Raw genomic sequence first — 13,995 nt, forward strand, 5'->3', positions numbered from 1 at the left:
AGAATGAAAGTAACTCAGATAGTGCTGCTGAGCATCCTCGCCACCGGCAGCGCGCTGGCGGCGGACGAGGCTGACACTGAGCAGAATGTTTATGCCAGTCAGCTGTGCCACATTGTCAGCGGCGAGAAAAAGGTCGCCAGCGCGGATCAATATGTCGACCAGATGAAGTCCACCGTGGCGCGCAGTCAGTCGTCATCGGCGATGAATCAGCCCGAGTTCGATGAAGAGTCCGCGCGTGAAGTGGCCAGTGCCTGGCTGCAGCTGGGTGATGATGAGCGTGCCAAACTGCGCGTTAACGAACAGCAGTGTGAGCAGGCCGTGATGGCGCAGTTCCAGCAGGAAGATTAACCGCATCGGATTAAATAAAAACGCGCCTGCCGGCTAATGCCAGCCAGTTAAGCGACAGGTGATAACGCAGTCTGGTGCCGCTCAGGGGCTGGCGGTCCTCGCGCCGCTGCGCGGTTCCTTCACTTCATTCGCCTGCCTGACGGACCGCCGGGGATGGCACATCCTGTGCCGCCCCGCCTTTCGCCCGCGTCCTGCGGGCTCTCCTGGCAGACTCATTCTGTTCAGCGCTGCGGATTGCCTGCTCCTGATCGCCACCGGCCTGCTCTGAAACTTCAGTGTGCATTGTTAAAAAGGGCACGAGAGTGGAGGCCTGAGCGCCTCTGCTGCTGAAAGGGTTATCCGCAGCGCTGAGGCGTGACGGCGGGCCAGAAGTCCACGCCGGGAAGCGTGGACAGTTCGGGGCCGGCCAGGGAGGGCCGATCCCCGAACGGTTCGTCGGCACGACGTCAAAGCCGAAGGTACCGCGTGAGCGGCGCGAGGACGGCCCGGCAGCAGCAGAGGTGCTCAGGCCCGCACTGCGGCTCGCTCGCCCGGAAAAAAGCTGCCACGTTTGACCGTGACAGCCTTTACAAATCTAATCTTAACTGATCAGCATTACGCCTGGCGGGCGCGTTTTTTTATGGCTTTTCAGGGGCCATTGCGTACATAATCGCCAGCCATGGCACCCGACTTGCATCTGTTGATTCTACCGCAGCCTGCCGCAACGGTTTGCTCACTCTTCTGGTATCACATAACAGGCATTATGATTACGCGTCGACGCTTTATTCTCGGCACGGGAGCGCTCGGGCTCTCCATGACCACTGGCAAAATATTTGCCCGCGATGACATTATTCCCCTCTGGCCGGACGATCCGCCCGGCGGCGGCGGCCCATCGGGCCAGTTGCATATTAACAGCACCGGTTCCTGGTCAAATATCGTCAGCCCGGCGATTCAGCGCTTTAAACCGGAAAATCCCAATGGCGAAGCGGTATTAATTGCAGCGGGTGGCGGTTATCGCTGGATCGGCATGGGACGCGAAGCCTGGCCGGTCGCGCGCTGGCTCAATGCCAATGGCTATACCGCCTATGTGCTCAGCTACCGGCTGCCGCATGAGAAGTGGCAGGCGGGGCGGCTGGCACCGCTGCAGGATGCGCAGCGTGCCATCCGGCTGGTGCGATCCTTTGAGCGCAAGGTGCATGTGCTGGGCTTCTCGGCAGGTGGGCATCTGCTGGGGCTGGCGGCGGCGCGTCCGGACTTTGAATCCTATCCGGCCATCGATCCGCTGGATGAAGTGGTGCCCAAAGTCGACAGCGTGGGTCTGATCTATCCGGTCATCACCCTGGAAGCGCCTTATCAGCACACCAATACCCATCTGATGATGGTCGGCAAAAATGCCACGCCGCAGGATGAGGCGAACTGGTCAGTGCAGAACTACGTAACCCGGCAATATCCGCCGACGTTTCTGGCGCAGGCCGAGGACGATCACACCTCAAATCCGTTCAACACCGAGCTGATGCGCGATACCTGCCGCCGTAATCGTGTGCCGGTTGAGCTGATTCAGATCAGCAAAGGCGGGCATGGCTTTGGCCTTGGCAAGGCGGGCACGCCAGCGGCGCTATGGGATCAGGCTTATGTTCGCTGGCTGGATCGCGTGAGCTGAGTTGCACTGGCGCGGTGCACGACTGCACCGGGGGATCCGTTCTCCCCCTGCCTGGCGCAAGGTCACCAGATCGAAGGTGACCCTTTGTCCCGGTCCCGGTTAATGCTGCGCCCTCTGCCATCTTAAATCTCCCAATCCAGAGCCAGACCCAACCCCTTAATATTGATATCAGCGGACTATGCTGACAGGTCAGGGCGCATTAATAACTCATTCTTATTTATCACGTTAACGAGGGTGTACGGAGCTAAGGGGCACTCACGCTTATTTCTGACTCTGTATACAATGAGATGACAATCTCCTGCCGTTAGTAGGGTACAAAATAGCTAAATAAGGACGCTTTAATAATTATCTTAATAAACAAACGGATCTGATTAATTCCCGGGCAAAGAACATTCCTGTCTCATATCTTTTGCTTCTGTTTTTCCGCCATTACTTTGCTTTTTCCATCGATATATTGCCAGTTGATACAGATCAAAAATTGGCCAGAAATATCAGGTCTTATGGATTATAAAAAAACTAATGAAAGCGTTGAAGCGGGCGTGTTCGGATGACGCAATCGTCTTTCAATCCAAAGCGATTCTTCTTTTAAGCTTTATTTTGGCTGATTCTGCTACAGATGGTCGTAATAAAAACCGTAAGTTTTGAACTAAAATAAAAATCCCACTTTATTGTCTTCATTAACGTTAGATGATTTCATAACGGCTACGCATAAGATGAGGCAAATCAGACAGCAATCCATCCTGGTCAGTTTATCGGTGGTTTCTGATTTAACTAAGAAATATTTAAGTTTTCTTGCCGGCGATGATAAGCAACAACATCTTATTGCACTCTGTCGGATGAGTATTAAGGTCAGTCTGCTTCTCCGCCAGAACAGACTTATTTATTATTACTTTTTATTAACGATGTGGCGAGGTGGATAGCCAGGATTTTAACACACAACAAAGGGTTATATGCATGACGATCATCGAGGCATCGCTATTACAGACCAGGAACAATGGAAAGACGTGGCCAGGGCTGATTAAAAAGTGATGTACAAATAATGAAGGGATGTTTTTTAAATACCTGAATAAAAGTTATTATCTTGTTTTCATCATTGTTCTGGAGAATATCATGCTACCGGGTAATGAAGTAAATTTTATTGGCTATCTTATTGAAGAGAACGTGGTTTATTTACACAAGACAAAGCGACTAATTTGTCTGAATGGGTATGGTGACGATATCATCCTGAGAAAAACCATGTCGCACGTATTAGAGTATCTTTTTGAAAATGCCACTATTGATGTTGTCACGGATTCGGAACTTATGGAGAACGTCTGGGATAAACATGGACTGAGTTCTTCTACGCAGCGGGTCTGGCAGGTTATGTCTAATTTAAAGTCGAAGCTCTTTTTTCTGGGTTTAAGTGATGATGTGATCCTGAGAGTTTCGAAGAAAGGCTATCTCCTCAAAAGCGACAGCGTGGAGAGGTTATTTAGCAGTCGTATCACTTCAGGCATTCATTAAGCACAGCGATAAATTCACTAACGATAATCCTGTGGAAATGGACGCCGCGCCTGTGAATATAATCGGTAGTCATTAAATAATTTCATATATAAATGGATTTAATTACTGTCGGTTCGGTTTTTTCGCTGTTAATCAGCCTGGCTCTTGCTGGGTGTTGATAATATGAAGAGAAACGCAGGTTTTACATTTCGCGTCAGCGGGCGCATTAATTTTCGTTGAGCGAAGTTGCAGGAAAAAACTGGCCCTGATGACCAGTTTTTCCCAATAGTATTTTGTTCGGGGAATTAACGCATCGTCACGAACTCTTCGGAGGCGGTCGGATGGATCGCCACGGTGTTATCGAAGTCCTTTTTAGTGGCACCCATTTTCAGCGCCACAGCGAAGCCCTGCAGCATCTCATCCATGCCGAATCCGATACCGTGAATGCCGACAATCTTCTCATCTGCACCCACACAGACCAGCTTCATGCGACACGGCTGACGATGCTGGGTTACCGCAGTGTACATGGCGGTAAATGACGATTTATAAACCTTCACCTGGTCGTCGCCATACTGTTCCCGTGCCTGCGGCTCGGTCAGTCCCACGGTACCAATCGGCGGATGACTGAACACCACCGTCGGAATATTGCTGTAATCCAGATGCTCGTCCGGTTTGTTGTTAAACAGACGCTCAGAGAGACGACGGCCCGCCGCGACCGCAACCGGCGTCAGCTCAACCGCACCGGTGTTGTCGCCCACGGCGTAGATGCCTGACACATTGGTGTTCTGGAATTTATCGACTTTGATATAGCCTTTGTCGTCCAGCGCGACGCCAGCGGCGTCAATATTCAGGGCATCGTTGGCGGGCTCACGGCCAATCGCCCAGACCAGGCAATCCACGGTATATTCGCTGCCGTTTTCCAGCTGCAGCGTCAGACTGCCATCGCCGTTTTTAATCACAGCTTTTGGAATAGATTCGGTGTGCAGCGCCGGGCCTTCGCTGTTCATCACTTCGACCAGCGTTTCGGTAAGCAGCGGATCGAAGCTGCGCAGCGGCGCGTGTTTACGGACGAACAGATGCGTTTCCGATCCCAGCGCGTTAACCACGCCAGCCAGCTCAACCGCAATGTAGCCTGCGCCGATGACCGCAGTGCGTTTTGGCAGCGCGTCCAGCTCAAAGAAACCGTCGGAATCAATGCCGTACTCTGCACCCGGGATAGAAGGGTGGACCGGACGACCGCCGGTGGCGATCAGAATATGGTTAGCCGTGATAATCTCGCCGTTGACTTCAACACTGTGCGCATCGACAAAGCGGGCAAAGCCTTTGATCACTTCAACTTTGTTTTTACCCAGCACGTTGTCATAGGAGTTGTGGATGCGATCGATGTAGGCGCTGCGGTTTTTCACCAGTGTGGCCCAGTCGAAGCGATTCACGGTGGTGTCGAAGCCATAATCCGGTCCGTAGAGATGGATCGCTTCGGCGATTTGCGCGGCATGCCACATGATTTTCTTCGGCACGCAGCCCACGTTCACGCAGGTGCCGCCCAGCTCTTTCGCTTCAATCAGGGCACATTTCTGGCCATACATAGCCGCACGGTTAATTGAGGCGATGCCGCCACTGCCGCCGCCAATGGCGAGATAGTCGAAATGTCGGGTCATTGAAGTATCCATCCGGTTGCATAAAAAATTGGGGTTGAGTGTAACGCTGCGGGTCGAAATGACGCAAAGTTTGCGCCTATGATTGTAATAGGGTTCTGTTTTTTCACTCGCTTACAGGGAAGCATACCATGCACCTTACTTTTCTCGGCACCGGCGGCGGTGCTCCCAGCCTGCAACGTAACGTCACGTCTATTGCTTTTACCCGCGCGCTGAGTGGTGAAACCTGGCTGTTCGACTGCGGGGAAGGCACACAATTACAGTTTATGCGCTCCAGCCTCAAACCGGGCAAGCTGGATAAGATTTTTATCACCCATCTGCATGGCGATCATATTTTCGGGCTGCCGGGATTACTCACCAGCCGGTCAATGGCCGGGCTGACCACACCGATGACGGTCTATGGCCCCAGGGGATTAAAAACCTTTGTTGAGACGGCGCTGTCGATCAGCGGCTCTTACACCGACTACCCGCTGACCATCGTTGAGATTGAGGCGGGCTGGACGCTGGACGACGGTGAGTTTCGTATCAGCGCCTGGCCGCTGAGCCATCCGGTGGAGTGTTTTGGCTATCGCATTGAACAGCATGACAAACCCGGTCTGCTGGATGCTGCGCGGCTGAAAGCGGAAGGGGTGCCACGCGGCCCGTGGTTTCAGCAGCTGAAGCAGGGTGAATGCGTGACGCTGGAAGATGGGCGGGTAATCAACGGTGCTGACTATCTTGGCCCCGCGACACCCGGCAAAACGCTGGCCATCTTTGGCGATACGGCACCTACTGAGGTCGCGCTGCAACTGGCGGCCAATGTTGATGTGATGGTGCATGAAACCACGCTGGAGGCCGCGATGGTGGAAAAAGCCAACGGGCGCGGGCACTCCACCACACTGCAGGCCGCCGAAGTGGCAAAACGCGCCGGGGCAAAACGGCTGATCGCCACCCATTTCAGTTCACGCTATCTGGCAAAAGACATGAACCGCCTGCTGGCGGAGTGCCAGACGATTTTTCCCTGCACCGAGCTGGCCTGGGATCTGGCGGTTTTTAACCTCTAATGATGCAGTGCGGGATAAGTGAAAAACAGCAGATGGGTCAGATTAAGGCCAAAATGCAGGGCGGTCGCCAGCCATAAGCGGCCGCTCCAGTGCCACGCCAGCCCATATAACAGCCCGGCCAGGGTGGCGAAGATCACCAGCAACAGGCCGCCGCTCAGATGCACCAGACCAAACAGCAGCGCGCTCAGTAACAGCGCCGGGATGCCGCCCACTACCTGCTTTAATCGCTGCTGCAGATAGCCACGAAACAGGGCCTCTTCCGCCAGCGAAACAAAGAACAGGTTGGCGAGCATAAATGGGCCCAGCCAGTCCGGCGTATGTTGCTCAAACGCTAATCCGCCCAATAATACCGCGCAGTACAGCAGCAGCGGAATGGCGGCGATCAGCGCCAGTGCGGCGGGTAGTCGATAGCGTGGTGGCGTGGCAGGCGCGCGAAACAGCGTCGGCAGGCAGGCCAGCAGTACAAAAGGAATAAGCGCTTTATCAAAGTTAAACCCGAAGCTGAAAGGCACGCTGTGCGGTCCGGCCTGCACATCCTCTGCCTTAAGGGGATTATTAAAGCCTGGAAAAAGATGGAGGAGCAACCCGATGGCGATCAGCACCAGCAGCGCTTCGGTCACTATTTGTCGTCGATGATGGTCACGGTCATAAATACGGAGTGCCACCACAGCGGCGGTGCCGGTAAACAGCAGCAGCACCGGCCACGCTAACACGTCCTGATAAAAACCCAGCAGTGTGGCGAGCGCCAGTAATAATAATGCCAGCCGTCGGGCCGGTTGCAGCGCGGCCAGCGCGCCAGCCAGTATGATCCACATGGTAAAGACCTGGTACAACGCCGCCGCACCGGTAGTGAGCGGCGTAGAAGACAAAGAGAGTTATTCGGGTACGATCTGGTTAACCGCGTAGTGGCCGGTACCCGTCGGAACCAGTTTCTGGTGCAGCCACGGCAGCAGGGTATTCATCTGCTGGGCCAGCTTCCACGGCGGGTTAATCACGATCATGCCGGAGGCGGTCATGCCGCGCTGATCGCTGTCCGGACGGGCCGCCAGTTCGATTTGCAGAATATTGCGAATGCCGGTCGCTTCCAGGTCGCGCAGCATATGTTTGATCTGCTGGCGTAAAACCACCGGATACCACAAGGCAAAGACGCCGGTGCCAAAACGTTTATGGCCTTCCTGAATCCCTTTCACCACTGCCTGGTAGTCGCTTTTCATCTCATACGGCGGATCGATCAGCACCAGACCGCGACGTGACGGCGGTGGCAGTTTCGATTTTAACTGCTGATAACCGTCGGCACGATCGACGCGGGCACGGTTGTCTTTGCTGAATTCGTTACGCAGCAGCGGATAGTCGCTGGAGTGCAGCTCAGTGAGTTGCAGTTTGTCATCTTCACGCAGCAGATGGCGGGCAATTAGCGGCGAACCCGGATAGTAGCGCAGCGTCCCGTTACGGTTCAGCGCACGAATCGCATCAAAATAGGGTTGCAGCAATTCCGGCGCATCGGGCTGCTGCCAGATACGTGAGATGCCTTCCAGATATTCACCGGTACGCTCGGCGTGCTCGCCGCTAAGCTGATAGCGACCTGCGCCCGCATGGGTATCCAGGTAGAAAAACGGTTTCTCTTTCTCTTTCAGCGCCGTGATGATCAGGCTCAGAACGGTGTGCTTCAGCACGTCGGCGTGGTTGCCAGCATGGAAGCTATGGCGATAACTCAGCATTGTTTATCCTGTTGAATGTATAAGGTTTTAATTGATGGAAAATCAATTTATACCAATTATTACCTCACGTATTACCCACAGAACGACGCACAGCAACCGACGCAGGAAAAGCATGAGAATCCGCGATTATATCAGGGATGACCTGTTGATGGGCCAGAAGCGTGATAACAAATCGGGATTACCGCAAGCCGCTCAGGGCGGGGCGTGTGGTTCCCGGCACGCAGTCACGGAAAGCGACCGCAAATCTTCCCCGACGCGCCAGCCAGCATCATGTGCATGAGATAAAAGCGTGCATCTTCCGTGCTGCTATTCGCGCGTTTCTTCCCCACCTCATCCTGGCTGCCATTGATTTTCGCTACACTAAGCCGCATGTTACTTAGATTGCGTTGCGCGACCCGCTGCGCCCCATACATCTATAAAGGACTGCGCTATGACCAATCCGCTACTGACATCTTTTACGCTACCCCCTTTTTCTGCCATTAAGCCTGAACATGTGGTGCCTGCCGTGACGGAAGTGCTGAGCCACTGTCGCGCAGAAGTCGAAAAAGTCGTGGCGCAGGGTGCGCCGTATACCTGGGATAATCTGGTTCAGCCGCTGGCGGAAACTGACGATCGCCTGAGCCGTATCTTCTCACCGGTCAGCCACCTTAATGCGGTGAAAAACAGCCCGGAGCTGCGTGAAGCCTATGAGCAGACGCTGCCGCTGCTCTCTGAATACAGCACCTGGGTTGGTCAGCATGAAGGGCTCTATCAGGCGTATCGCAACCTGAAAGAGGGCGAGCAATACGCTGCACTGGATCTGGCGCAGAAGAAAGCGGTCGATAATGCCCTGCGTGATTTCGAACTCTCCGGCATCGGCCTGCCAAAAGATAAACAGCAGCGCTACGGCGAAATCGCCGCGCGCCTCTCTGAGCTGGGTTCGGCTTACAGCAACAATGTGCTCGATGCCACCATGGGCTGGAGCAAGCTGATTACCGATGAAAGCGAGCTGGCCGGTATGCCGGAAAGCGCGCTGGCGGCGGCTAAAGCACAGGCTGAAGCCAAAGAGCAGGAAGGCTGGCTGCTGACGCTGGATATCCCAAGTTATCTGCCGGTCATGACCTACTGCGACAACGCGGCGCTGCGTGAAGAGATGTATCGCGCCTATGCGACGCGCGCCTCCGATCAGGGTCCGAACGCCGGTAAGTGGGATAACGGCCCAATCATGGCGGAAGAGCTGGCGCTGCGTCACGAGCTGGCACAGCTGCTGGGCTTCGACTCCTACGCCGATAAATCGCTGGCGACCAAAATGGCGCAAAGCCCGTCCCAGGTAATCGACTTCCTTAATGACCTGGCAGAACGCGCCCGTCCGCAGGGTGAAAAAGAGCTGGAGCAGCTGCGCGCCTTTGCCCGTAAAGAGCACGGCGTGACCGAGCTTAATCCGTGGGATCTCACCTATTACGGTGAAAAGCAGAAGCAGCATCTCTACACCATCAGCGATGAGCAACTGCGCCCTTACTTCCCGGAAGAGCGTGCGGTCGCCGGTCTGTTTGAAGTGGTGAAACGCATTTACGGCATCACGGCGAAGCAGCGTAACGACGTTGAGGTTTATCATCCTGACGTGAAGTTCTTCGATCTGTTCGATGAAACCGGCGAACTGCGCGGCAGCTTCTATCTCGATCTCTACGCCCGCGAACATAAACGTGGCGGTGCCTGGATGGATGACTGCGTCGGCCAGATGCGTAAAGCCGATGGCAGCCTGCAGAAGCCGGTTGCCTACCTGACCTGTAACTTTAACCGTCCGGTGAAAGGCAAACCTGCGCTGTTCACCCATGACGAAGTGATCACCCTGTTCCATGAGTTTGGTCACGGCCTGCATCACATGCTGACCCGTATCGAAGCGCCTGGCGTCTCCGGTATCAGCGGTGTGCCATGGGATGCAGTGGAACTGCCAAGCCAGTTCATGGAGAACTGGTGCTGGGAACCGGATGCGCTTGCCTTTATCTCGGGCCACTTTGAAACCGGCGAACCGCTGCCGAAAGAGCTGCTGGATAAAATGCTGGCGGCGAAGAACTATCAGGCTGCGCTGTTTATCCTGCGTCAGCTGGAGTTCGGCCTGTTCGATTTCCGCCTGCATACCGAGTTTAATCCGGAGAAAGGCGCACAGATTCTGGAAACCCTGCGCGAAGTGAAAAGCCGCGTGGCAGTGGTTCCGGGTCCGGAATGGGGCCGTTTCCCGCACGCTTTCAGCCACATCTTTGCCGGTGGCTATGCGGCGGGTTACTACAGCTATCTGTGGGCAGACGTGCTGGCGGCGGATGCTTACTCCCGCTTCGAGGAAGAGGGCATCTTCAACCGTGAAACCGGTCAGTCCTTCCTGGATAACATCCTGACCCGTGGCGGTTCTGAAGAGCCGATGGAACTGTTCAAACGCTTCCGTGGCCGTGAACCGAAGCTCGATGCGATGCTGGAACATTACGGCATTCAGGGATAAGTCGGTTCGTGAAAATCTGTTTGCTCGATGAATCAGGCGCCGGAGACGGCGCCTTATCACGTTTAGCGCAGCGCTGGCAGCTGGAGCACGATGAAGACGCACTGCTGGCGCTGGTGCAGACCCCGACCCACCTTGAACTGCGTAAGCGTGATGAGCCAAAGCTGGGCGGCATTTTTGTTGATTTCGTCACTGGCGCGATGGCCCATCGCCGTCGCTTCGGCGGTGGACGCGGCGAAGCCGTCGCCAAAGCGGTCGGCATCAAAGGCGGTTATCTGCCGGATGTGGTCGATGCCACCGCCGGGCTGGGACGAGATGCATTTGTACTGGCGGCGCTGGGCTGCCGGGTGCGAATGCTGGAGCGTCATCCGGTTGTCGCTGCGCTGCTGGAAGATGGATTGCAGCGCGGGTATCAGGATGCGGAAATTGGCCCCTGGCTGCGCGATCGGCTGACGCTGATTCATGCGGCCAGCGCGCAGGCGCTGGGGGATATCACGCCGCCGCCGGATGTGGTCTATCTCGATCCGATGTATCCCCATCGCCAGAAAAGTGCGCTGGTGAAAAAGGAGATGCGGGTGTTTCAGTCGCTGGTGGGGCCGGATGAAGATGCTGACGCATTACTGGAACCCGCTCGCCGGCTGGCGAAGAAACGCATCGTGGTTAAACGGCCAGACTATGCACCGCCGCTGGCGGGTATTGTGACGCAGGCGGCCGTGGTAACCAAAAGCCATCGCTTTGATATTTACCCACCGCTTTAAAGCATAAAAAAGCCGGCTCTGCGCCGGCTTTAATCATTTATACGGCGAAATTACGCCTCGTCTTCATCGCGCAGCGGCACAATCAGCATGTCGATATGCACGGTGTTGATCAGCTGACGGGCTGAGGACATCAGCTTGCTCCAGAAATCCTGATGATGACCACATACTACAAGGTCAACATCATATTTTCTGATCGCGTCAACCAGTACCTGGCCGAGGTCGCCACTGCCGCTCAGCGTCTCACTGATCGGGTAGCCCGCCGCATCTGACAACCCTTTCAGCGCCGCATGCGTCTCTTCAGAGATACGCTTCTGCATATCCCCTAAGTTGACATCAATCAGGCCGGTGTAGAGGTCGGAGTAATTGACATCAACGTGAATCAGGGAAATTCTGGCATCGTACGGACGAGCCAGCGAGACGGCCTTATCCACCAGCAACTGGCTTTCGGGAGAAAGGTCTACTGCAATCAGGATATGTTTATAAGCCATGATAAAACTCCTTTCACGAGGTTAAGGATGGCATCCGGTGTTCCTGCCGCGTCACAGCTTAGCGAAATCCCTTGCGCGAGCGGGCGATGAGCGCCACCAAAGTGTCTACCTGCATTGCAGGTGATGATGTTGTTATGTCCTCAGTATAGCCTTCTCCCACTGTAAATGCTGCCGTTGCCGCCTGGCTTATGAATAAGATCAAGGCTATGCCAGATTTACTCGCGCTGAACGAAAATCATCGTTGGAAAAAATGTAAAGATTTCTCCTACACTGAAAAAAGGCGGTCCGATTCGCAACCGCTCAGGGGGTCGAAAAACTTTCGCAGTCCGGTGATTCAGTGGCTGGTTATTTCTGCAGGTGGACTCAGTGTCTGACGCTGGGCCTGTTGCTGCGATTCCAGCCGGGAGGGGGAGAATATGATCAGCACTATTGCGCTTTTTTGGGCGCTTTGCGTGGTGTGTATCGTGAATATGGCGCGCTATTTTTCATCTCTGCGCGCCCTGCTGGCGGTCTTACGCGGTTGTGATCCGCTGCTGTATCAGTATGTCGATGGGGCGGGTTTTTTCACCTCTCATGGTCAGCCGAGCAAGCAGGTGCGGCTGGTCACTTATATCTGGGCAAAGCGCTATCTTGATCATCACGACGATGAGTTTATCCGGCGCTGCGAGCGGGTGCGGGGGCAGTTTATGCTGACCAGTGCGCTGTGCGGACTGGTGGTCATCAGTCTGGTGGCGCTGGCGATCTGGCATTAAAAAAGGGCGACTTGCGTCGCCCTTTTTTTTGCTGGCATCACACCAGTTTTAAGGCAATCCAGTAGAGCGAACCTGACAGCAGAATACAGACCGGCAGGGTGAAGATCCACGCCATGGCGATGTTCTTGATGGTCCGGCTCTGCAGCCCGCCACCGTCGACCAGCATGGTACCGGCAACCGATGAGGAGAGGATATGCGTGGTGGAGACGGGCATGCCGGTATAGCTGGCGACACCAATCGACAGCGCTGCTGTCACCTGTGCTGACATTCCCTGCGCATAGGTCATGCCTTTTTTACCAATCTTCTCACCAATGGTGGTGGCAACACGACGCCAGCCAATCATGGTGCCGATGCCCAGCGCCAGCGCGACGGCCACAATAATCCAGATAGGCGCATACTCGATGGTGCCAAGCAGGTCGCTTTTCAGCTTATTGAGGAAGCGTTTGTCATCTGGCGAGGTTTCCTGCAGACGAGCCGCTTTATCGGCGGTATCGGAGATACACAGCAGCAGACGACGCATCTGACCGCGCTGATCAACCGTCAGCTGATCGTAGCTCTGCAGGTTATTCAGCAACACCTGCGCACCCTGTACCGCCTGTAATGCGCGCGCGCTGTCACAGTGGAACTCCTGCGGGCTGGTTGCTGGCACTTCTTCCGGCGTTGGCAGCTTAGGCGGTGCCATCTGGATGATATGGGTCAGCGAGGCGTTATGCTGCTGATAATACTGCTCCAGGTGATTGACCGCATCGCGGGTTCGCGTGATGTCGTAACCGGAGGCATTCATATTCACCACGAAACCGGCAGGTGCCACGCCAATCAGAACCAGCATGATCAGGCCGATCCCTTTCTGACCGTCATTCGCACCGTGGGAGTAACTCACGCCAATTGCCGAAACAATCAGGGCGATACGGGTCCAGAACGGCGGCTTTTTCTTGCCGTCGATCTTCTCACGGTCAGCAGGCGTCATATGAATACGCGCACGCTTTTTGGTATTGCTCCAGTAGCGACGCAGTATAAAGATTAAGCCGCCCGCCATCACCAGGCCGACAATCGGCGACAGGATCAGAGAAAGGAAGATGTTCAGCACTTTCGGGATGTTGAGCGCATCAACCACCGAGGTTCCGCTCATCAGGGCGTTGGTCAGACCGATACCGATAATGGCGCCGATCAGCGTATGGGAGCTGGAGGCTGGCAGACCGAGATACCAGGTGCCGAGGTTCCAGATAATCGCCGCCAGCAGCATAGAAAACACCATGGCGAGACCGTGAGCCGATCCAACGTTTAACAACAGATCGGTGGGAAGCATATGAACAATAGCGTAAGCGACACTCAATCCACCGAGCAGCACGCCAAGGAAGTTAAATACACCCGCCATGACCACAGCAAGCTGGGCACGCATGGCACGCGTATAGATGACCGTCGCAACTGCGTTGGCCGTGTCGTGGAAACCGTTGATCGCTTCGTAAAACAATACAAACAGCAGGGCAAGAACCAATAACAGGCTAGTACTGAGGTCTAGACCAGCAAACAGATGTAGCATAAACGTTACGCCATTTTTGGAGGACATGAACGCGGCGCATTATCCGCGACAACGTGCTGTATGGGAAAGGAAAATATAGCGCTAATTTAACCTTTCGATGTA

At 54.9% G+C, this 13,995-nt stretch carries 12 protein-coding genes; 7 read left to right on the forward strand and 5 right to left on the reverse strand.

Annotation, left to right across the window (positions count from 1 at the left end; genetic code table 11):
- The first annotated feature begins 3 nt into the window (after window positions 1-3).
- The 3 genes from ACO6VX_RS16600 to ACO6VX_RS16610 all read left to right on the forward strand — a co-directional run bounded on the left by ACO6VX_RS16600 (window position 4) and on the right by ACO6VX_RS16610 (window position 3,490).
- On the forward strand, window positions 4-348 hold the full coding sequence (locus ACO6VX_RS16600; RefSeq protein ID WP_033780939.1) for a hypothetical protein: 345 nt from the start codon (window positions 4-6) through the stop codon (window positions 346-348).
- 742 nt (window positions 349-1,090) lie between these two features.
- A complete protein-coding gene (locus tag ACO6VX_RS16605; protein WP_022623984.1) occupies window positions 1,091-1,987 on the forward strand; it encodes an alpha/beta hydrolase in 897 nt (298 codons plus the stop codon).
- A 1,110-nt stretch (window positions 1,988-3,097) separates the two neighbouring features.
- A complete protein-coding gene (locus tag ACO6VX_RS16610; protein WP_422458231.1) occupies window positions 3,098-3,490 on the forward strand; it encodes a winged helix-turn-helix domain-containing protein in 393 nt (130 codons plus the stop codon).
- 284 nt (window positions 3,491-3,774) lie between these two features.
- On the opposite strand, the gene gorA is transcribed toward ACO6VX_RS16610, so the two are convergent.
- Window positions 3,775-5,127, reverse strand: coding sequence for a glutathione-disulfide reductase (gorA, locus tag ACO6VX_RS16615; RefSeq protein ID WP_062759566.1), 1,353 nt, complete (start codon window positions 5,125-5,127; stop codon window positions 3,775-3,777).
- 128 nt (window positions 5,128-5,255) lie between these two features.
- On the opposite strand from gorA, the gene rnz reads away from it, so the two are divergent.
- Complete coding sequence (gene rnz / locus ACO6VX_RS16620; RefSeq protein ID WP_022623987.1) at window positions 5,256-6,167, forward strand: ribonuclease Z; 912 nt, start codon at window positions 5,256-5,258, stop codon at window positions 6,165-6,167.
- Here the strand turns inward: rnz and ACO6VX_RS16625 are convergent.
- Both ACO6VX_RS16625 and ACO6VX_RS16630 read right to left on the reverse strand, forming a co-directional pair.
- Window positions 6,164-6,982: a CPBP family intramembrane glutamic endopeptidase gene (locus ACO6VX_RS16625; RefSeq protein WP_022623988.1), complete on the reverse strand. Its 819-nt coding sequence runs from the start codon at window positions 6,980-6,982 to the stop codon at window positions 6,164-6,166. The two genes, rnz and ACO6VX_RS16625, sit on opposite strands and share 4 nt — an antisense overlap.
- A 60-nt stretch (window positions 6,983-7,042) precedes the next feature.
- The gene (locus ACO6VX_RS16630) at window positions 7,043-7,885 is read right to left on the reverse strand and encodes a 23S rRNA (adenine(2030)-N(6))-methyltransferase RlmJ (protein WP_033768001.1); all 843 of its coding nucleotides are present in this window, start codon (window positions 7,883-7,885) and stop codon (window positions 7,043-7,045) included.
- A 430-nt stretch (window positions 7,886-8,315) separates the two neighbouring features.
- Between ACO6VX_RS16630 and prlC the strand changes: the two genes are divergently transcribed.
- Both prlC and rsmJ read left to right on the forward strand, forming a co-directional pair.
- Window positions 8,316-10,358, forward strand: coding sequence for an oligopeptidase A (gene prlC, locus ACO6VX_RS16635; protein ID WP_045139537.1), 2,043 nt, complete (start codon window positions 8,316-8,318; stop codon window positions 10,356-10,358).
- Window positions 10,359-10,366: 8 nt separating this feature from the next.
- Window positions 10,367-11,113, forward strand: a complete 747-nt coding sequence (gene rsmJ, locus ACO6VX_RS16640; RefSeq protein ID WP_010253398.1) for a 16S rRNA (guanine(1516)-N(2))-methyltransferase RsmJ — start codon at window positions 10,367-10,369, stop codon at window positions 11,111-11,113.
- 50 nt (window positions 11,114-11,163) lie between these two features.
- On the opposite strand, the gene uspA is transcribed toward rsmJ, so the two are convergent.
- Entirely contained in the window at window positions 11,164-11,601 is a 438-nt protein-coding gene (gene uspA, locus ACO6VX_RS16645; RefSeq protein ID WP_010253396.1) for a universal stress protein UspA, read from the reverse strand.
- Window positions 11,602-12,017: 416 nt separating this feature from the next.
- Between uspA and uspB the strand changes: the two genes are divergently transcribed.
- A complete protein-coding gene (uspB, locus tag ACO6VX_RS16650) occupies window positions 12,018-12,353 on the forward strand; it encodes a universal stress protein UspB (protein ID WP_010253393.1) in 336 nt (111 codons plus the stop codon).
- A gap of 37 nt (window positions 12,354-12,390) precedes the next feature.
- Here the strand turns inward: uspB and pitA are convergent, their stop codons facing one another.
- Window positions 12,391-13,893: an inorganic phosphate transporter PitA gene (gene pitA / locus ACO6VX_RS16655; RefSeq protein ID WP_010253391.1), complete on the reverse strand. Its 1,503-nt coding sequence runs from the start codon at window positions 13,891-13,893 to the stop codon at window positions 12,391-12,393.
- Between the last annotated feature and the right edge of the window lie 102 nt (window positions 13,894-13,995).

This window comes from Pantoea sp. BJFS-204 (assembly GCF_049310725.1).
GTDB classification, from domain to species: Bacteria; Pseudomonadota; Gammaproteobacteria; order Enterobacterales; family Enterobacteriaceae; genus Pantoea; species Pantoea agglomerans.